The sequence below is a fragment of the Limosilactobacillus caviae genome, from assembly GCF_014635905.1.
GTDB classification, from domain to species: Bacteria; Bacillota; Bacilli; order Lactobacillales; family Lactobacillaceae; genus Limosilactobacillus; species Limosilactobacillus caviae.
On sequence record NZ_BMDS01000008.1, the window covers coordinates 13767 to 33334 of the forward strand.

Annotated in this window: 21 protein-coding genes; all 21 read left to right on the forward strand. The window is 41.1% G+C overall.

Going from position 1 to position 19568, the window contains the following annotated elements; genetic code table 11:
• Positions 1 to 3: 3 nt before the first annotated feature.
• The 21 genes from IEU90_RS09665 (at position 4) to pyrE (ending at position 19522) form a co-directional block, all read left to right on the forward strand.
• Complete coding sequence (locus IEU90_RS09665; protein WP_153710821.1) at positions 4 to 774, forward strand: ParA family protein; 771 nt, start codon at positions 4 to 6, stop codon at positions 772 to 774.
• Positions 761 to 1648, forward strand: coding sequence for a ParB/RepB/Spo0J family partition protein (locus tag IEU90_RS09670; RefSeq protein ID WP_163705626.1), 888 nt, complete (start codon positions 761 to 763; stop codon positions 1646 to 1648). Before IEU90_RS09665 ends, IEU90_RS09670 begins: the two co-directional genes overlap by 14 nt.
• Before the next feature lie 13 nt (positions 1649 to 1661).
• The gene (locus IEU90_RS09675) at positions 1662 to 1859 is read left to right on the forward strand and encodes a DUF951 domain-containing protein (protein ID WP_153710819.1); all 198 of its coding nucleotides are present in this window, start codon (positions 1662 to 1664) and stop codon (positions 1857 to 1859) included.
• 83 nt (positions 1860 to 1942) lie between these two features.
• Positions 1943 to 3040, forward strand: coding sequence for a redox-regulated ATPase YchF (gene ychF / locus IEU90_RS09680; protein ID WP_153710818.1), 1098 nt, complete (start codon positions 1943 to 1945; stop codon positions 3038 to 3040).
• A gap of 32 nt (positions 3041 to 3072) precedes the next feature.
• Positions 3073 to 3843, forward strand: a complete 771-nt coding sequence (locus IEU90_RS09685) for a DUF1129 domain-containing protein (RefSeq protein WP_188358063.1) — start codon at positions 3073 to 3075, stop codon at positions 3841 to 3843.
• A 169-nt stretch (positions 3844 to 4012) separates the two neighbouring features.
• Positions 4013 to 4687: a deoxyribose-phosphate aldolase gene (deoC, locus tag IEU90_RS09690; protein ID WP_153710817.1), complete on the forward strand. Its 675-nt coding sequence runs from the start codon at positions 4013 to 4015 to the stop codon at positions 4685 to 4687.
• Positions 4688 to 4736: 49 nt separating this feature from the next.
• Entirely contained in the window at positions 4737 to 5930 is a 1194-nt protein-coding gene (locus IEU90_RS09695) for a phosphopentomutase (RefSeq protein WP_153710816.1), read from the forward strand.
• 31 nt (positions 5931 to 5961) lie between these two features.
• On the forward strand, positions 5962 to 7260 hold the full coding sequence (locus IEU90_RS09700; RefSeq protein ID WP_188358064.1) for a pyrimidine-nucleoside phosphorylase: 1299 nt from the start codon (positions 5962 to 5964) through the stop codon (positions 7258 to 7260).
• A 21-nt stretch (positions 7261 to 7281) separates the two neighbouring features.
• Positions 7282 to 7992, forward strand: a complete 711-nt coding sequence (gene deoD, locus IEU90_RS09705) for a purine-nucleoside phosphorylase (protein ID WP_153710814.1) — start codon at positions 7282 to 7284, stop codon at positions 7990 to 7992.
• 104 nt (positions 7993 to 8096) lie between these two features.
• On the forward strand, positions 8097 to 9035 hold the full coding sequence (deoR, locus tag IEU90_RS09710) for a DNA-binding transcriptional repressor DeoR (protein WP_153710813.1): 939 nt from the start codon (positions 8097 to 8099) through the stop codon (positions 9033 to 9035).
• A gap of 77 nt (positions 9036 to 9112) precedes the next feature.
• Positions 9113 to 10255 (forward strand): IMP dehydrogenase, encoded by a 1143-nt coding sequence (guaB, locus tag IEU90_RS09715; RefSeq protein ID WP_153710812.1) that lies wholly within the window; start codon positions 9113 to 9115, stop codon positions 10253 to 10255.
• A gap of 183 nt (positions 10256 to 10438) precedes the next feature.
• The gene (croR, locus tag IEU90_RS09720; protein ID WP_153710811.1) at positions 10439 to 11128 is read left to right on the forward strand and encodes a response regulator transcription factor CroR; all 690 of its coding nucleotides are present in this window, start codon (positions 10439 to 10441) and stop codon (positions 11126 to 11128) included.
• A gap of 30 nt (positions 11129 to 11158) precedes the next feature.
• A complete protein-coding gene (locus tag IEU90_RS09725) occupies positions 11159 to 12304 on the forward strand; it encodes a sensor histidine kinase (RefSeq protein ID WP_182598611.1) in 1146 nt (381 codons plus the stop codon).
• A 137-nt stretch (positions 12305 to 12441) separates the two neighbouring features.
• Positions 12442 to 13341: an AzlC family ABC transporter permease gene (locus tag IEU90_RS09730; protein ID WP_182598612.1), complete on the forward strand. Its 900-nt coding sequence runs from the start codon at positions 12442 to 12444 to the stop codon at positions 13339 to 13341.
• 2 nt (positions 13342 to 13343) lie between these two features.
• Positions 13344 to 13688: an AzlD domain-containing protein gene (locus IEU90_RS09735; protein WP_153710809.1), complete on the forward strand. Its 345-nt coding sequence runs from the start codon at positions 13344 to 13346 to the stop codon at positions 13686 to 13688.
• 85 nt (positions 13689 to 13773) lie between these two features.
• Positions 13774 to 14655 carry a LysR family transcriptional regulator gene (locus IEU90_RS09740; RefSeq protein ID WP_188358065.1) on the forward strand — a complete coding sequence of 294 codons (882 nt, stop codon included), beginning with the start codon at positions 13774 to 13776 and terminating at the stop codon, positions 14653 to 14655.
• Positions 14656 to 14997: 342 nt separating this feature from the next.
• On the forward strand, positions 14998 to 15927 hold the full coding sequence (locus tag IEU90_RS09745) for an aspartate carbamoyltransferase catalytic subunit (protein ID WP_153710807.1): 930 nt from the start codon (positions 14998 to 15000) through the stop codon (positions 15925 to 15927).
• 13 nt (positions 15928 to 15940) lie between these two features.
• Positions 15941 to 17227, forward strand: coding sequence for a dihydroorotase (gene pyrC / locus IEU90_RS09750; RefSeq protein WP_188358066.1), 1287 nt, complete (start codon positions 15941 to 15943; stop codon positions 17225 to 17227).
• Positions 17228 to 17229: 2 nt separating this feature from the next.
• Positions 17230 to 18156 carry a dihydroorotate dehydrogenase gene (locus tag IEU90_RS09755; RefSeq protein WP_153710806.1) on the forward strand — a complete coding sequence of 309 codons (927 nt, stop codon included), beginning with the start codon at positions 17230 to 17232 and terminating at the stop codon, positions 18154 to 18156.
• Positions 18153 to 18884: an orotidine-5'-phosphate decarboxylase gene (gene pyrF, locus IEU90_RS09760; protein WP_153710805.1), complete on the forward strand. Its 732-nt coding sequence runs from the start codon at positions 18153 to 18155 to the stop codon at positions 18882 to 18884. The genes IEU90_RS09755 and pyrF overlap by 4 nt, the downstream gene beginning before the upstream one ends.
• Complete coding sequence (pyrE, locus tag IEU90_RS09765) at positions 18881 to 19522, forward strand: orotate phosphoribosyltransferase (protein WP_153710804.1); 642 nt, start codon at positions 18881 to 18883, stop codon at positions 19520 to 19522. The genes pyrF and pyrE overlap by 4 nt, the downstream gene beginning before the upstream one ends.
• Positions 19523 to 19568: the final 46 nt, after the last annotated feature.

Sequence of the window (19568 nt, forward strand, 5' to 3'; positions counted from 1 at the left end):
AGAATAGGTTCTGTAATTGCACTTGCAAACCAAAAAGGCGGCGTCGGTAAAACAACCACCAGTGTTAATTTAGGAGCGTGCCTTGCTGATCTTGGACAGCGAGTCCTACTGATTGACCTTGATCCACAGGGAAATGCAACAAGCGGTTTAGGCGTTGAAAAGCAAAATATTAAGCAAAGTGTTTACGATGTTTTAATTAATGATGTACCGCTCAAGAATGTAATTCAAAAAACTAGTCATGAGGGTGTTGACATTGCACCAACAACGATTGCCTTATCCGGGGCAGAGGTAGAATTAACTAACTTGATGGCCCGAGAGACACGACTCAAAGATTCTTTTGGCAAGATTCGTGATGAATATGACTTCATTTTGATTGACTGTCCGCCATCGCTAGGCTTGCTTACCATCAATGCCTTTACTGCCTGCGATTCTATTCTTATTCCGGTTCAAAGCGAATATTACGCTTTGGAGGGATTGAGCCAATTACTAAATACAATCAAACTTGTCCGCAAACACTTTAACCCCCAACTAAAAATCGAGGGCGTTCTTTTAACAATGTTTGATAAACGGACGAATTTAGGCCAGCAGGTAAATGCGGAAGTAAAGAAATTCTTTGGGGAGCAAGTATATAACACGATTATCCCGCGGAACGTTCGGCTGTCAGAAGCGCCAAGCCACGGATTAGCAATCATTGACTACGATAAAAATTCAACAGGCGCACACGTCTACCAACAATTAGCAAAGGAAGTGTTGGCCAACCATGGCAAAGAATAAAAAGAACGGATTAGGACGTGGAATAGAAGCTCTCTTTGCTGAAAATACGGTGACAGAACTTGCTGCTGACGAAACAGTGCAAGATGTTAAACTCTCGCTGATCCATCCTAACCCGTACCAACCACGACGAACATTCGATCAAGACGCGTTGGCTGAATTAGCATCATCAATTGAAAAGTCGGGAGTATTTCAGCCAGTTATTTTGCGGCAACCTGATCCAACAATAAATCGTTATGAATTAATTGCCGGTGAACGGCGCTTTCGGGCTTCTAAAATTGCTAAGAAGAAGACAATTCCAGCGATTGTTCGTAATATGAGCGATAATCAAATGATGGAAATTGCAGTGTTAGAAAACCTTCAGCGTGAAGATCTAACACCATTAGAAGAAGCACAGGCATACCAGATGTTAATGGACAAGCTATCTTTAACCCAGGCACAGGTTGCAGCTCGGTTGGGAAAGAGCCGGCCTTATATTGCTAACTACTTGCGGTTGCTAGGATTACCAACAGTAATAAAGGAGTTCTTAAATACCGGCAAGTTATCAATGGGGCAGGCGCGAACAATCCTAGGCTTAAAAGATAAGACTAAACTTGTACCGCTTGCCCAGCGAGCAGTAGCGCAAAATCTTACTGTGCGGCAATTAGAAGAAATTGTTACTCAAATAAACGGAACCGCCCAAAAGAAGGAGCAGCGTCGAACGCAGCGAAAGCCGGTTTATATTCGGGCTGCCGAATCACAGTTGCAGAGTAAGTTTGGGACAAAGGTTTCTGTTGCGCAAAGCCGAAAAAAAGGTGCAGGAAAGATTGAAATACCATATACATCTAACGACGACTTTACCCGCATCCTTGAATTGTTAAATATTACTTTAGATTAAGGAGGAACGACTCATGGCAGCTTATGATAAAGGCGATATTGTAATGATGAAAAAAGCGCACCCTTGCGGCACCAATCGTTGGTTAATTACCCGGGTAGGCGCTGACATTAAGATTGAATGTCAGGGCTGCGGTCATATTGTCATGATGACCCGCCAAAAGTTTGATAAGGGACTAAAGAAAGTTCTCGAAAAAGCTGATCAAGCTGATTAATATTTTTAGTGATTAATGATCACAAATAACAAATTGTAGATTAAAATAATAAATGATTAATTGAAAAGGAAAGTGAACAATTTATGTCATTAACAGCAGGAATCGTTGGCTTGCCAAACGTTGGTAAATCAACACTTTTTAACGCAATTACTAAGGCTGGGGCCGAAATGGCTAACTACCCATTCGCGACAATCGACCCGAATGTGGGGATGGTTGAAGTTCCAGATAGCCGTCTGGATCGGATTCAAGAGCTAATTCCAGCTAAGAAGATTGTGCCTACGACCTTTGAATTTACCGATATTGCAGGAATTGTTAAGGGTGCTAGTAAAGGGGAAGGACTAGGAAACAAGTTCTTGGAAAACATTCGTCAAACTGACGCGATCGTTCACGTTGTTCGTGCATTTGATGATAACGATATTACTAGTGTTTCTGGTAAAGTTGACCCGATAGAAGATATCGATACAATTAACCTAGAATTGGTAATGGCTGACTTAGATGCTGTTAACAAGCGGTTAGCTAAGGTACAGCGGGCTGCTAAGGGACGTGATAAGGATGCCTTAGCAGAGTTAGAAGTCCTAAATAAGATTAAGCCTGTTCTTGAAGATGGTAAGAGTGTTCGGTCAATTGATTTCAGCGATGATGAGCAAAAAATTGTTAAGGGCCTTTTCTTGTTAACAAGCAAGCCGGTTTTGTATGTTGCTAACATTGCCGAAGAAGATATGGCAGATCCAGAGAGCAATAAGTACATGGATGCGATTAAAGAACATGTTAAAGGTGACGGTGAAGTAATCGGAGTTGCTGCTGCTGCCGAAGAACAAATTGCTGAAATGGATGAAGCAGATAAGGCCGATTTCCTTGAAATGGAAGGAGTAACTGAACCAGGATTAAATCGTTTGATTCGGGCAGCTTACAAGCTTTTAGGATTAGAAACATTCTTTACTGCGGGTGGCCCTGAAACCCGTGCCTGGACTTACAAGAAGGGAACAAAAGCCCCTCAAGCAGCAGGTATTATCCACTCAGACTTTGAACGTGGGTTTATTCGTGCTGAAGTAATGAGTTTTGAAGATTTGGATAAGCTTGGTTCAGAATCAGCAGTAAAAGAAGCAGGTAAGCTCCGTCTTGAAGGTAAAGATTACGTAATGCAAGACGGCGATATTGTTGAATTCCGGTTCAACGTTTAAACCTCTAAAAACAAGAGAGGAGTAGTTTTATAGTGAGTGAAGAACAACCACGAAATGCACAGGCTGGTCAGCGCCAAAAACAATTAGAAAAAGAACGTCGCCAAGCTGACTGGAATGCTTTTAGCAACTATGACCTAACACGAAAAAATGAGGACTTCATGTACCAGCTAAATAAACAGTTGGATCGGTTAGGGGTTCCTTCAGATAAGAAAGAACCAATGCTAAAGGAAACAATTGATAAATTATTGGCTGGTCAGAAAAAAGGCAAAACAGCCCGTGCATTATTTGGAACACCGACTGAATATGCTAAAGAACTAAAGAATCCTAAGCCAACACCGGCAGAAGCAAGTAAACAGTCAATCAAGCTATTAGCAATTGATAACATGCTAATCTTTTTAAGTATTTTTACTTTTATGTTTGGATTGATGTTCTGGCTATCACCTGCTGCCATGCAAACAAAGAATGCTGGAAGCAGCGGTATTACAGCAATCCTGATTGTAGCAATTACTGGAGGATTAATTTTCGGTTATGTTGCCACACAGGTTCAGCCACAAATTGATAAGAACGGCAAACGAGTTAGCAAGAAGCCGTTATGGCAACGAATTCTTTTAATTGTTGCCGGGCTGGCTGCTTGGCTAATTATTTACATGCTTGTAAGTATGCTGCCAAACGTAGTCAATCCGCGGCTTAATCCATGGTTTTACATCGGAATCGGGGTTATTACCTTTATTGGTGATATGTATTTCCGTTCAAAATTCCACGTTACTGGTTCGCTCTACGGCAACCGTGCGCCACGGCGTTAATATAATAGAGAAAGGCACTTGGAAATATTTTTCTAGGTGTCTTTTTTGTTCAATAAATTACTTATGAAAAAAATTTCTAAAATTCTATGGACAAATGTTCAATAGACTGTTAAGATATAAACGCAAACTTATGAAAGCGTATTCAAATTTGAGAGGAGATCATATTATTATGAAGTTAACGCAAGCACAATTAGCAAAGTACATGGACCACACAATGCTTAAGCCAGAGGCTACTCCAGAAATGATTGATAAGACGGTTGCAGAAGCACGCAAATATAATACTGCTTCTGTTTGTATCAATCCTTACTGGGTGAAGCGGGTTCATGAAGGACTAGCAGGTACTGATATCAATACTTGTACTGTAATCGGTTTTCCTCTCGGTGCTACTTCAACAGAAAGCAAGGTTTTTGAAACTAAGCAGGCTATTGAAGACGGCGCAGATGAAGTTGATATGGTTATTAACATCGGTGAATTAAAAGCCGGTAATGATGACGCTGTTGTTGCTGACATTAAGGCTGTTGCCGATGCTACTCATGAAAAGGGCAAGATCCTTAAAGTTATTATTGAAAACGCCCTTCTTACTGATGAAGAAAAGGCCCGTGCAAGCAAGCTTACTGTAAAGGGTGACGCTGATTTCGTTAAGACCTCAACTGGTTTCTCAACTTCTGGAGCTAAGGTAGAAGACGTTAAGATTATGCGTGAAGCAGTTGGCCCCGACTTTAAGATTAAAGCTGCTGGTGGAATTCACAGTCTTCAAGAAGCTTACGACATGATTGAAGCAGGTGCTAACCGTCTAGGAGTTTCCGCTTCTGTTCAAATTCTTGAGGAAGCTGCTCAACAATAAAAAATCTTAATTACTAATCTTAATTTACAGAAATAGGAGGAGTCAGAAAATGTCATATAAACGTGTTTTTGTTATTGTAATGGACTCAGTTGGTACGGGTGCCGCTCATGACGCCGCTAAGTTTGATGATGTCGGATCAGATACGCTTGGTCATGTTGGCGAGTATTATAAAGGCGCCTTAAAATTACCGAACCTTGGTAAATTAGGGATTAGTAATTTACGTGATACCCCAATTGAAGGTGTGCCAGTTGCTGATCCTGCTATTGGCGATTACGGTAAGATGGAAGAAATTTCAGCTGGTAAAGACAGTATGGATGGCCACTGGGAAATGATGGGCTTGCCAGTAACAAAGCCATTATCAACATTCCCGAACGGTTTCCCACAAGAAATTGTTGATAAGCTTGAAAAGTTCTCTGGACGCAAGGTTATCGTTAACAAGCCATATTCTGGTACTGAGGTAATTCATGACTATGGTGAACGGCAAATGAAGACCGGCGAATTAATTCTTTATACGTCCGGTGATTCGGTAATGCAAATTGCTGCTCATGAAGACGTAATTCCGGTTGAAGAACTTTACAAGATTTGTGAATATGCACGAACACTTGTGAACGGTCCAGAATATACAGTTGGACGAATTATCGCGCGGCCGTATGTTGGACCAGATAAAGACCACTTTACTCGGACCGCTAACCGTCACGACTTCAGTTTGAAGCCAATTGGTGAAACCGACATGGATCGTTTGCGTGAAGCAGGTTATGACGTTATCGGTGTTGGTAAGATTAATGATATCTTCTCCGGTCAAGGAATTGATAAGGGATATCACAACGAAAGCAACATGGACGGAATGGACCACGTTGATGAAGTGATGAAGCAAGACTTTACTGGTTTCTGCTTTACTAACTTGGTTGACTTTGACGCAATGTATGGTCACCGTCGTAATCCAAAGGGCTTTGGTCAAGCATTGATGGACTTCGATAAGCGGCTTGGAACGGTTCTTGATGAAATGAAGCCTGATGACTTACTGATGATCACCGCTGACCACGGTAATGACCCTGGCTTTAAGGGGACCGACCATACCCGTGAAAACGTACCATTGCTGGTTTACTCACCATCAATGAACAAGCCAAACCAATCTCTTGGCTTACGGAAGACATTCTCAGACCTTGGCGCTACTATTTTGGAAAACTTCAATGTCAAGTCTGTAAAGGGTACCAGTTTCTACAAAGAAATTAGTAACGATTAAGGATATTTTTTAACGAAAGGGGCGAAATGCGATGCGAATGGTTGACATCATTGACACTAAACGAAATGGCGGAACGTTAAGCGATGAGCAGTTACAATTCTTCGTTGATGGTGTGGTAAAGGGGACAATCCCTGATTACCAAATTAGCGCACTCTTGATGGCAATTTACTTCCAGAAAATGACTAAAGAAGAGCAAACTAGTTTAACAATGAAGATGATGGAATCTGGCGAACGCTTAGACTTAAGCCGAATTCCCGGAATTAAAGTTGATAAACATTCTACCGGTGGTGTTGGTGATAAAGTTAGTCTGCCACTCGCTGCAATGGTTGCTGCAACCGGCATTCCGGTCCCAATGATTTCTGGACGGGGATTAGGTCATACTGGCGGCACGCTTGATAAGCTTGAAGCAATTCCTGGCTTTCGTGTTGAGCTTTCTGAAGATGAATTTATTGATCAGGTTGCTCAAGAAAAGTTAGCGATTGTTGGTGCGACTGGTGAAGTAGCGCCAGCCGATAAAAAGATTTACGGTTTGCGTGATGTTACTGATACCGTTGACCCAATTCCGCTAATTGCCAGTTCGATTATGAGTAAGAAAATTGCTTCCGGTACAGATGCCCTTGTGATTGATGTGAAAACGGGAACGGGTGCCTTTATGAAGACGCTTGATCAATCACGTTTACTGGCTAAGGCGTTGGTTGAAATTGGTAAACAAGCTGGTTTGAAGTGTATGGCTGTAATCTCGGATATGAACCAGCCGCTTGGTAATAAAATCGGTAATGCTCTTGAAATTGAAGAATCGATTGATGTACTAAAGGGGAAGGGTCCGAAAGATTTGACTGAACTAGTGCTTACGCTTGGCAGCTACATGGTAGTAATGGGTGAAAAAGCGCAAGATACTACTGAAGCACGAAAACTATTAGAACAAACGATTGAAGATGGGTCTGCACTTAAACGGTTTGCGGCAATGATAAAAGCACAGGGAGGAGATCCGGCTGTTGTCGACAATTATCAATTAATGCCCCAAGCTAAGTACAAGATTCCTTTCAATGCTGACCGTGATGGGGTGCTAACAAAACTTTCAGCTGACGAAGTGGGAACTGCTAGTATGTTATTAGGCGGCGGTCGGCAAAAAGCTGACGATAAGCTTGATTATAGTGTAGGAATTGAATTGCACCATAAATTGGGCGACCATGTTAAAGCTGGCGAACCATTGCTAACGATCTATAGCAATCGTCGAGAAATTCCAGATATCGAACAGTTATTACGGGAAAGTATTAATATTAGTGATAACGGTCAAGTACCAACACTAATTCATGAGATTGTTGAATAAAGAGACAGGAGGAAGATTTCAATGAGTACACATATTAACGCAAAAATGGGTGACTACGCAGACACTGTATTACTTCCAGGAGATCCGCTACGTGCAAAATATATTGCAGAGAATTTCCTTGAAAATGTAAAACAAGTAAATTCCGTTCGTAATGCTTTTGGTTACACGGGTGAATACAAGGGTCACCGCATTTCAGTTCAAGGATCAGGAATGGGAATCCCTTCTATGTCGATTTATATTAATGAATTAGTTCGGGAATTTGGTGTTAAGACAATTATCCGTGTAGGTTCCTGTGGTGGAATTGCCCCTGACGTTCATGTTCGAGATGTCCTTCTTGCTCAAGGTTCATCAACCGATTCAGCGGTAACAGTCAATACATTCGGCCCAGGTTTCCACTATGCACCATTGGCTGACTTCAAGCTCTTAGATACGGCTTACCATGTAGCAGGTAACCTTGGCATTGAAACTAAGGTTGGTGATATCTTCGCTGCTGACCGTTTCTACAATGACGAACTTGATATGGAAAAGCTTCGTGATTACGGTATTCTCGGAACTGAAATGGAGTCTGCCGGACTTTACTTATTAGCCGCCAAGCTTCATTTCCGTGCACTTTCAGTTTTGACTGTCAGTGACCTAATCTTTGGTGATGAAAAAGCAACAGCTGAAGAACGTGAAAGAACATTTAATGACATGATTAATATTTCACTTGAAACAGCAATTGCGGGTAAGTAAAATATGTAATTAATGGCGAGAGGCTGGTGTTATACCAACCTCTTTACTGTTTTAAATGTAAAAATGCACATTCATTCGGTTTATGAATAGGAAGGAGGAATAAAATGGACGACAAAAAGAAGGTTGAACTTGCCCTAAAAGTTGCGACGCTGTATTACCGTGATGGTTGGAATCAAAGTGATATTGCTACTGAATTAAATATTTCCCGGGCAACAGTATCACGATTATTACAGTTTGGCCGTGACCGGGGATTGGTGACGATAAAGATCCATAATCCGATTGCCCCCCTCCACCAGCTTGAAGTGGACTTGCTTGCTAAATATCCATCGCTACGTAAAATTATTATTGTCCCCGGTACAGATGACCCGCTTGAAAAAGTTGGGGCGGCGGGGGCTAAATATATTGAACAAATCGTTAAAGATAAGGATATTATCGGCTTAGGCTGGGGAAAAACTGTTTATCAGGTCGGCTTGCATTTAAAACCTAAAGACGTTGCTGATATTACGGTTGTTCAAATGAAAGGGAGTATGGCAAATACTAATACGCGTAATTATGCTTTTGAAACTGTCAATACATTTGCAAAGGCTTTTAATACAATTCCGCAGTATTTACCATTACCGGTTATTTTTGACCATGCGCAGACGCGTGAATTGGTGGCAAATGATACGCATATTAAACATATTCTAAAATTGGGTGAACAATCTAATATTGCTGTTTTTACTGTTGGCACGGTTCGTGATTCTGCATTGCTTTTTAAGCTAGGATATTTTACCAAGCAAGAGCAATTAACTCTGCAGCATGAGGCAGTCGGGGATGTGTTTTCACGATTCATCGACAGTAAGGGGCGGATAGTAAATAAAGACATCGATCAACGAACGATTGGAATTGAATTAACTGAGTTACAAAAGAAAAAGCATAGTATTTTGGTAGCGGCAAATGTCGCAAAAGTGCCGGCAGTACACGGTGTTTTAACTGCGGGATACGCGAATACATTGGTTATTGACCAAGAAAGTGCAAACAACCTTGTTAATTTTTTAAATTAATTTAATATTTTAATTGACCTTGGTTCGAAATCCTAGTAGAGTATACCTAATTAAAAATCAAAGGAGTTGCACTACAGATGTCAAATTGGGACACGAAATTTGCCAAGAAGGGCTTAACCTTCGATGATGTATTACTTATTCCAGCTGAAAGTCACGTATTACCAAATGAAGTTGATTTGAGTACCCGATTAGCTGATAACTTGAAGCTTCATATTCCATTGATCAGTGCCGGGATGGATACAGTTACTGAAGGACCGATGGCAATTGCGATGGCGTTGCAAGGTGGTTTGGGTGTTGTTCACAAAAACATGTCAATCCAAGCTCAGGCAGGGGAAGTTGCAAATGTTAAGAGCGTTGTAGTTCCTGCTGGTGCCACTAAGGCAGCTGTTGACGACCAAAACCGCTTATTAGTCGCTGCTGCGGTTGGGGTTACAAGTGATACATTTGAACGCGCTGAAGCCCTCCTAAAAGCTGGTGCTGATGCAATTGTTATTGATACTGCCCATGGTCACTCAGCTGGTGTTCTTCGTAAGATTGCAGAAATCCGGGAACATTTCCCAGACGCTACACTTATCGCCGGTAATGTTGCTACTGGTGAAGCTACCCGTGCACTATTTGATGCCGGTGTTGATGTTGTTAAAGTTGGTATCGGCCCTGGTTCAATTTGTACTACCCGGGTGGTTGCCGGAGTTGGTGTTCCGCAAATTACTGCTATTTATGATGCTGCTAGTGTTGCTCGTGAATATAACAAGCCAATCATTGCTGATGGTGGTATCAAATACTCAGGTGATGTAGTAAAGGCGCTTGCTGCTGGTGGTAATGCGGTAATGCTAGGAAGTATGCTTTCAGGAACTACTGAAGCTCCTGGTCAGATCTTTGAAGATAACGGTAAGAAATACAAGGCTTACCGTGGAATGGGTTCTGTTGGTGCAATGGCTCAAGCACATGGTTCATCAGACCGTTACTTCCAAGGCGGAGTAAATGAAGCTAATAAGCTTGTTCCAGAAGGTATCGAAGCACGTGTTGAATACAAGGGCGATGTTTCTGATATTGTCTTCCAAATTGATGGTGGATTGCGTTCAGGAATGGGATATGTTGGTGCTGGTGATATTCCAACATTAATTGAAAAAGCGCAGTTTGTTCAAATTACTAATGCTGGTCTTCGGGAATCACACCCGCATGATGTCCAAATTACCCGTAGTGCACCTAACTATAAATAATAAAGGTTAGTTTAATAAGAACTGCTATGATGTATCAATGAAGATATTGTCATAGCATTTTTTATTTCCTGGGAAATGTTGGAGAGTAAACTTTTTGTTAAGGCTAACTAAGAATTATCGCTTTTTACTGTAGTTCGTTATAATATTTAATAGGATATTATGCTGTGAAAAGGAGTGCCACTTATGAAAATTTTAGTTGTCGATGATGATAAAGAAATTGTTCAATTACTTGAAATTTATATCCGGAATGAAGGATATGAGCCAATTTCTGCTTATGATGGTAAGGAAGCATTGACAAAGTTAAATACTAATCCAGACATCGGCTTGATCATTCTTGATTTAATGATGCCGGAAATTGATGGAATGGATGTAATTAAGCGGGTACGTAAAGATTCTGATATTCCTATTTTGGTGCTTTCCGCGAAAACGGCAGACATGGACAAGATTCAGGGCTTGATTACCGGAGCAGATGATTATGTTACTAAGCCGTTTAACCCATTAGAAGTAATGGCACGAGTTAAGTCGCTGTTACGGCGCAGTCGAGGCGAAGTTACTAATGATGAACCCGATATTTTAAACGTTGGACCACTACTAATTAATAAGGATTCTCATGAAGTTAAGACTATTAAGGGTGACGTAATCCAATTAACAGCCCTTGAATTTGGAATTCTATACTTATTAGCTAGTCACCCTAACCGGGTATTTTCAGCTGATGATATTTTTGAACGGGTATGGCAGCAAGAAAGCGTTGTGTCTGCTAAGACGGTAATGGTTCACGTAAGTCACCTGCGAGATAAAATTGAAGAAGCTACTAATGGTGAAAAAGTGATTCAAACTGTTTGGGGCGTTGGTTATAAAGTTGAGGATCATTAATTTTCACTTTAATGATGTGGAGGAAGAATTGTGAAGTTAACGGGGCGTGAAAAAAGTTCGCTGATATTAGAAGGGGTAGTAACGGTAATCCTCTTACTGCTGCTGAATATGGCGATCATTGTGATTATTCAGGATATGATTCAGTCAAACCCTGGAGTGACGAACGGGATTTTTATGATTAAACAGTCGCTAAGGATTGGTCCTCTCCAAGCTCAGATTTGGAGTTATCAGCGGATTTTAATCGCTCTTTTGCTGGTTATTGATATTTGGGTTGTCTGGTGGCGGTTGCGGCGACGGTACCACTTGTATCAAATGAACCATATTATCGCGGAACTACATTATATTGCCCAAGGACATTTAGACCACCGGATTCCATTTCGCCTAAAAGGTAATCAGCAGCATGTGATTACCAGTGTAAATGCTCTTGTTGACAGCGCGGTTCGTTCAATGGACGATGAACGGAAGATTGAAAAATCTAAGGATGAATTAATTACGAATGTAAGTCATGATTTACGGACACCGTTAACTAGTATTATTGGTTACCTTGGCCTGATTGAAGATAAGCAGTACCGGAACGAAGAAGATATCCTTAAATACACACATACGGCTTATGAGAAAGCCAAGCAAATGAAGACATTGGTAGATGATTTATTTGAATATACAAAGGTTCAGCAACATGGTGCACCGGTAAACATCATGAAGATTGACCTTAATCAACTAATTGAACAGTTAACAGCCAGTTTTGAGCTTGAAGCCCAGCATCGGGGAATCGAGATTACTTCATCGGTTATTCCTAATCCATTGATGATTGAGGCTGACCCTGAAAAATTGGGGCGGGTGTTTAATAACCTTGTTTCTAATGCGTTCAAATATGGAAATGGGGCCAGCTATATCCGAATAGACGCGCGTCAAGAAAAGGATATGGTAGTTGTTAAAGTTGCAAATGATGGAACGCCAATTCCTGAAAAGTCACTTGACCACTTATTTGAGCGTTTTTACCGTGCTGAAGCTTCACGTTCGCGAGCCACAGGTGGTACCGGCTTGGGATTAGCAATTGTTAAGAGTATTGTTGACCTTCATCATGGGAGCGTTCGGGTGACATCGAATGCTGAAGAAACAGCATTTATTGTTACTTTGCCACTAAAACAAGAAGTAACAGAAAATAACCAAAAATGATAAAAAAGTCCAAAATCATTTGATTTTGGACTTTTTTCTTTCTCCCTTATATTCAACCTATTTTTTATGTGGTAGACTAAAAGAGCATTGTGTCACTTGATATTATGATAAAGATACAAATTATTGGAGGAAATTCTGTGGCTAAAGCACAAATAAATCCAGAAAAGGCACGCTGGCTTGAGGTGCTTGGTGTTTCAATGCCATTGTGTCTTAGTTACATTCCGATTGGATTGGCCTGTGGTATTTTACTACATGCAGCAGGTTTTAACTTTATAATGATTTTACTGGTGTCAGTATTGGTTTTCTCTGGAGGAGCCCAATTTATTTTGGCATCATTATTGACTGTTAACTCCCCGTTGAGTACGATTTTCCTATCGCTCTTCTTTCTGGAATTACGTTATGCCCTGTTAGGCTCGAGTCTATCAAAGTATATTAAGCAAGAGTCAGCCCGCTTTATTTTGGTGTTTTCTGCATCAATGAATGATGAAAATTATGCCATTAATTATATGAAATTTGCAACTGACAAGAAATGGACACCTGATGATGCGCTATTAGTTGAGCGCTATTCACTCGCTGCGTGGTCAATTTCTAACATGGTTGGCGGATTAATTGGCGGAGCAATATCGATTGACCTCGAAGTTGTTGACTTTGCTTTAACAGCCTTATTCTTGTACATGATTGTTATGCAGGTTCAAAACCACTTAAGTTTTGTTATTTGCATTTTAGCATCTATTCTAGGCGTATATTTCCTTGTTCTGACTAAGAATACTTTGGGATTGATTATTGCGACCCTTCTTGCTTCATTTGTTGGTTTTGCAGTTGAAAATACGGTTCGTCACCATAGTAAGGATCCAAGTAATAATTGGTTCTTGACTAAAATGTTTAGACCGCAGATTACAAAAACAACGCTTGAAGATAAGCAAGCGCAAGAAAAGAAAGAAATCAAGGAAGCTGAAAAACTGGAAAATAAGATTGAGAATGTTGTTGAACGTCATGATGAACCAAAAGATGACACTCAACATCATGATGAGGGTTAGACATGGAACAACTATTAAGTAACAAAATCTTTTACCACATTATAGTGATTATATTAGCAGCAATTGCGGCTTTTATCCCTCGTTATTTACCGGTACTATTTTTCTCAACGCGGAAGATTCCCGAATGGTTTAATGAATGGATGAAGTATGTTCCGGTAAGTCTTTTTGCGACATTAGTTGTAAAGGGGATATTTGTTGATAGTTCGTACAACTTTATTGCGTTCGGCCACGTTGAGCAGATTATTGCGGCATTGATTGTTATCGTGATCGCATACTTTACACGGTCGATGTCGATCTCAGTTATTGCTGGCTTAGTTGCAGTTTGGTTACTGAGTTTAGCGTTATAAGAACAGTTTTGTTATAATTAATTAAGCTTTTAAACAATGGATTGGTTTCTAACTTGCGAAGAAGCCAGTCCCTTTATTTTAGGAAGTGAGTACGTTGGATTTTAAGCAAATAAATGCATTCGTCAACCTCGGTAATACCTTAAATTATCAGCTTGCAGCAAAACAATTAGGCTTAACGGTTGATGAGGTAAAAGCAGAGATTGAAAGTCTTGAAAAAGAATTGGCTGTTAAGCTTATTCAATCTCAAAATGATAAGTTTGAGCTAACTGAGCTTGGGACTTCGATCTTACCATTAGCAAGTAAAATAATTGAGAGTCAAGCTAAATTAGCAACTCTTATCACAGATTATAAAGAGAAAGAAAAGCAGCAAGCAGTAAAGCTGGCGGTAGTACCAGCATTTGACAATTACAAGGCCGCATCAGCAATTCAGGGACTAGCTGACCGCTACAAGTTGACGATTACTGAAGACGATGATCTAGTTACACAGTTAGAACAAGGTCAAAGCGATATTGCATTTATAAGTTATGCTGATAAGCTTCCCGATGATTTTGAATTGATTTCAGTGGGGGAAGACCGGCTTGTTGCATATGTTCCAGCTCGTAACCCGCTTTCTAAAAAAACAACATTAGCCCTTACAGATTTAAAGGCAGAAAAATTTTTAACGCTTAACCATCAAAAACCATTTGCGGCATTTGTTCAGCAGGTTTGTTCTGATGCAGGGCTTTACCTATATTCTGTCTTTGAGGGAGAACGGGGGAAGACATTGGTAAATATGGTTGCCCTTGGAATGGGAGTGACCTTATTAATGGAACAATCAATAAGTCCAAACTTGGATAGTAAGGTTGTTAAAATCCCAATCGTTCCTGAGATTACCCAGCACCTTGCCTTTGCCCGTCGCAAAAATATTGAACATACGCCAATTCAAGAAAAGCTATGGCATGATTTAAAGAAGATATTTGAAAAATAAAAAAAGATTTGACAATTTTAGAAACAACGCTTATTATCATAGATAACAAAAATACCTTTAACTTAGTCCTGTGAGGCTAGGAAGGATTTAATTGAGCGTTTAAGTATTGCCTTCTTAGCTATTGCTGAGGAGGCTTTTCCTTTAAGCAGTAGCATTAGGATACGCCATTAAAATCAATAGGTATTTTGAAACGACTGACCATTTAAATGTTCCAGAGAGGGCATAACGGTGTGTTGTTTTTAGCCTTTAAATATCCTAGAAACAAAACAGCGATGACTCTCAGTAGGTAGATGGGAAGTCACCGCTGTTTTGTTGTAATCAGACTGAAAAGGAGCGCTATTGATGATTAGTACAGAAAGAATTCAACCAAATTTAGTAACTGTTGCCGATATGGATGCAGAGGATGCAATTGATTTAATCCACGAAGCGCAGGCATATAAGGCCGGAAAGCAAGCAGTTCTGACTGCGCCAGCATATGCGGTTAACCTCTTCTTTGAAAATTCAACGCGGACGAAGACAAGTTTTCAAATGGCGCAGATGAAGCTGGGAATGCATGTCCTTGAATTTGAAGCGGGCACAAGTTCGGTAAAAAAGGGCGAAAGTCTCTATGATACTGTTAAAACAATGGAATCAATCGGCGTAAATATTGCGGTAATTCGCCATCCTGAAAATGAATATTATCAACAATTAATTCGTCATAAGGACCTTAAAATTGGTATTGTGAATGGCGGAGACGGCAGCGGTCAGCATCCATCCCAATGCTTGCTTGATATGATGACAATTGATGAAGAATTTGGCGGGTTCAAAGGATTGAAAGTATTAATCATCGGTGACCTTAGCCATTCCCGGGTTGCGCATTCTAATGCAATGATGCTTAACCGGTTAGGAGCAGAAGTTTATTTTGCAGGTCCAGAAAAATGGTATGATCCGACGCTTGAACAATACGGAACTTTTGGTGACTTCGATGAGTTACTCCCACAAATGGACGTGGTTAATTTACTGCGGGTACAAAACGAACGCTTAACAACCGCGGATGGGCAGGCGTTTAATGCTAACCAATACCACCAAGCATACGGTTTAACATTAGAACGGGCTGCGAAGATGAAGCAGGGCGCAATTATTATGCACCCAGCTCCAGTAAACCGCGGAGTTGAGATTGATAGCTCGCTTGTGGAAGCTCCTAATTCACGAATTTTCCAACAAATGACAAACGGGGTATACACACGAATGGCAATTCTTAGTCGGGTGCTTCGTTATCAAGGTTTGATGTAAAGAGGTGATCGTGGTGAGCAGGGCAACATTATTGATTAACGGTCGCCGAGTTTATAACGACAAATTGGTTAAGAGTGAAGTGCTGATTGTAGACGGCAAAATTAAAGAGATTGGCGAACATGTTCATGAACCTGGGGATGCAGAAAAAATAGATTTAAACAATAACCTGATTACACCAGGGTTAATTGACGTTCATGTCCACCTCCGTGAGCCGGGTTATACAAATAAAGAAACAATTGCAACGGGAAGTAAGGCTGCCGCACACGGCGGGTTTACGACAATTGCAGCCATGGCTAACCTTAATCCTACATGTGACACACCAGAAAAATTTAAGGAACAAGTTAGCCGCAACGAGAAAGCCGGATTGGTAAAGATCCTCCAATATTCACCAGTCACGGTTGACCGTGCAGGAAAGCAGCCCGTTAATGTTGCTGACCAATATCAAGCCGGTGCCCGCCTCTTTAGCGATGATGGAGCGGGTATTCAAGATGCCGGCGTTGTGTATCAAGCAATGCAACAATTAGCGAAAGTAAATGCACCGCTATGTGACCATGCACAAGATAATCAGTTTGCACAGAATGGAGTGATTAATGATGGAGCAGCTATTGCCAAAAAATTATCACTACCAGGAATGCCAGCGATTAGTGAAACCGCACAAATTGCCCGAAACCTTGTAATTGCCCAGGCGACCGGTGCCCATTATCATGTTTGCCATGTTTCAACAAAAGAAAGCATTGACCTCATTCGTTATGCAAAACAACAAGGAATTAATGTTACTTGCGAAGTTACGCCCCATCACCTACTCCTCGCCGATGCTGATATTAAAGAGGATGATGCTGAATTTAAAATGAATCCTCCTCTACGTCGGCGGATTGACCAGCAAGCCTGCTTAGTTGGTCTGCTAGATGGCACGATTGATTGCATTGCTACTGATCATGCACCTCATACCGATGCAGAGAAACAACAGGGGTTCTTAAATTCACCAAATGGAATTGTCGGGTCTGAAACAGCCTTTGCGTTGCTTTATACTCATTTTGTTAAAACCGGTATTTTTACCCTTACGCAATTGATCGATTGGATGACTGTAAAGCCACAGGCAGTTTTTAACCTTGAGAATACGGGCTTGCTAAAAGTAGGCGATCCAGCAGATATTGCCGTATTTGATATCGATCACCAAGACATAATTCGTCCAGAACAATTTTTCTCGAAAGGGCATAATACTCCTTTTGTGGGTGACCAGGTATATGGAATGACAAAGAAAACTTTTGTCGACGGAAAACTCGTATATACGGAGGATTAAAAATGGAAGCAACACAGCGTTTGGCAGTTGAACTACCGGGCCTTTCACTAAAGAATCCAATTATTACGGCAAGCGGGACTTGTGGCTATGGTCAGGAGACTGCTAAAAAATATGATCTCAATCGTTTAGGCGCAATTGTGTTAAAGTCAACAACCGCTCATCCTCGTCAAGGTAACCCGCGACCACGAGTTTGTGAAACCAGTGCTGGTTGGCTTAACGCAAATGGTCTTCAGAATGTGGGCATTACCGCAGCAACAAGCAAAAAAATTCCGTGGTTACGAAAACACTTTCCGCAATTACCAATTATTGCTAGTGCTGCTGGTTTTTCTGAAGACGAGTACGTTCGTGTTGTCAATGAATTTGCCAATACGGCGGGTGTTAAAGCAATTGAGTTAAACGTATCGTGCCCCAATGTAAAGCATGGCGGGATGGCGATGGGGACCGATCCAGAAGTACTTCAGCGATTAGTGAAACAGGTAGTTAAAGCGGCATTAGGAATACCAGTCTATGTAAAGCTGACCCCGAATGTAACGAATATTGTTCCGCTTGCCCAAGCTGCCGAGCAAGGAGGAGCAAATGGCCTTACGATGATTAATACATTAACTGGTCTGAGTATTGATCTCAAAACGCGGCGGCCAGTACTCGCTAACGTAACTGGTGGATTATCGGGACCAGCAATTAAACCCCTAGCATTGCGGATGATTCATCAAGTGCGGCAGGTGTCTACCTTACCAATTATCGGCGTTGGCGGAATTGAATCTGCTGAAGATGTTCTTGAATTTATGATGGCCGGTGCAAATGCAGTTCAAATCGGTGCAGCCAGTTTTCATGATCCTTTAGCCTGTCCCAAAATTGCGGCCGATTTACCAGTTGTAATGAATCATTACGGGATAAAAAAACTTACAGATTTATGGGAGGTTAGATTTTGAAACGATTTGTACCAATGGTAGCTATTGACGTAGCAACTAAGCAGGAAGCAATCGACTTATTTGATAAATTAATGGTTGACCCCCAACCGATTGTAAAAATTGGGATGGAACTGTACTATGGCCTTGGTCAGGTAATTGTTCGCGAGGCAAAGAAGCGGGGATTTAAAGTATTTCTTGATTTGAAATTATATGATATCCCTAATACAGTTCACCGGGCAATGGCAGCGATTGGCAGATTGGGAATTGATTTTACAACGATTCACGCGGCTGGCGGCAGTGAGATGATGATTGCTGGGTTAGCAGGGTTAGAAGAAGGAGCAAGAGAAGCGGGAGTAGCACCAGCTAAGCTTTTGGCAATTACCCAGTTAACATCAATTGATGAGCAAATTCTTCATGAGCAACAGCATATTGACTTGTCGTTGATTGAATCGGTCCAAAATTATGCTCAATTAGCAGAAAAAGTTGGTCTTGCCGGAGTTGTTTGTTCGGCACATGAAATTAAGGCGATCCGCAAAGTAACCGGCGATGATTTTCTTTGTGTAACTCCAGGAATCCGCCCAGCACATGCAATTAAAGATGATCAAAAACGGGTAGTTACACCAGTACAAGCGAGAATAGATGGCAGTAATGCAATCGTTGTTGGACGGCCAATTACTCAGAGTTTTGATCCGGTGGCTGCTTATCAGGAAGTTCAAAAAGCATTCTTAAACGAGGAGGAAGCAAAATGACATACTCACAACGCGTTGCCAAAGCATTACTAGATATTCATGCCGTTACCCTAAATCCGGAACATCCTTTTACCTGGGCAAGCGGCCTTAAATCGCCTATATATACTGATAATCGGCTGACAATTTCTTATCCGGAAGTGCGCCAAGCTATCTTTAATGGAATGGTTGAACAAATTAAACTTCATTTTCCTGATACTGACATAATAGCGGGAACCGCAACTGCGGGGATTCCCCATGCAGCATGGGTAGCCCAAAACATGGAGTTGCCAATGATTTATGTCCGAACCAAGCCTAAAGACCATGGTCAAGGCAAGCAAATTGAGGGAGTTCTTAAAGAAGGTCAGCGTGTTGTAGTGATTGACGACCTCATTTCGACTGGTGGTAGTGTATTAAACGCTGTTCGGGCAGTTAATAATGCTGGCGGTAAAGTGATTGGCGTTGTTTCTGTCTTTACATATAACCTGCCAGCAGCAGAACAGAATTTTATGGCAAATGGTCTCAAATACTATTCAGTGACTGACTATATGACTTTAATTAAAGTCGCTAAGGAAAATAACCAAATCAGTGCCGACCATTTAAAGTCGCTTCAACAGTGGCGCAAAGATCCGCTTAGCTGGAGTAAAGAACAAGAATCATAACAATTAAAGAAATATAATTAAAAATCCGAACTATAATTTCTGAAAG

Bases quoted from the DNA above. Each gene is read 5' to 3' on its own strand.
- croR (WP_153710811.1), top strand. From the start codon at position 10,439: ATGAAAATTTTAGTTGTCGATGATGATAAAGAAATTGTTCAATTACTT.
- deoR (WP_153710813.1), top strand. From the start codon at position 8,097: ATGGACGACAAAAAGAAGGTTGAACTTGCCCTAAAAGTTGCGACGCTG.
- IEU90_RS09670 (WP_163705626.1), top strand. From the start codon at position 761: ATGGCAAAGAATAAAAAGAACGGATTAGGACGTGGAATAGAAGCTCTC.
- IEU90_RS09745 (WP_153710807.1), top strand. From the start codon at position 14,998: ATGATTAGTACAGAAAGAATTCAACCAAATTTAGTAACTGTTGCCGAT.
- IEU90_RS09735 (WP_153710809.1), top strand. From the start codon at position 13,344: ATGGAACAACTATTAAGTAACAAAATCTTTTACCACATTATAGTGATT.
- IEU90_RS09755 (WP_153710806.1), top strand. From the start codon at position 17,230: ATGGAAGCAACACAGCGTTTGGCAGTTGAACTACCGGGCCTTTCACTA.
- ychF (WP_153710818.1), top strand. From the start codon at position 1,943: ATGTCATTAACAGCAGGAATCGTTGGCTTGCCAAACGTTGGTAAATCA.
- guaB (WP_153710812.1), top strand. From the start codon at position 9,113: ATGTCAAATTGGGACACGAAATTTGCCAAGAAGGGCTTAACCTTCGAT.
- deoD (WP_153710814.1), top strand. From the start codon at position 7,282: ATGAGTACACATATTAACGCAAAAATGGGTGACTACGCAGACACTGTA.
- IEU90_RS09695 (WP_153710816.1), top strand. From the start codon at position 4,737: ATGTCATATAAACGTGTTTTTGTTATTGTAATGGACTCAGTTGGTACG.
- deoC (WP_153710817.1), top strand. From the start codon at position 4,013: ATGAAGTTAACGCAAGCACAATTAGCAAAGTACATGGACCACACAATG.
- IEU90_RS09675 (WP_153710819.1), top strand. From the start codon at position 1,662: ATGGCAGCTTATGATAAAGGCGATATTGTAATGATGAAAAAAGCGCAC.
- pyrE (WP_153710804.1), top strand. From the start codon at position 18,881: ATGACATACTCACAACGCGTTGCCAAAGCATTACTAGATATTCATGCC.
- IEU90_RS09700 (WP_188358064.1), top strand. From the start codon at position 5,962: ATGCGAATGGTTGACATCATTGACACTAAACGAAATGGCGGAACGTTA.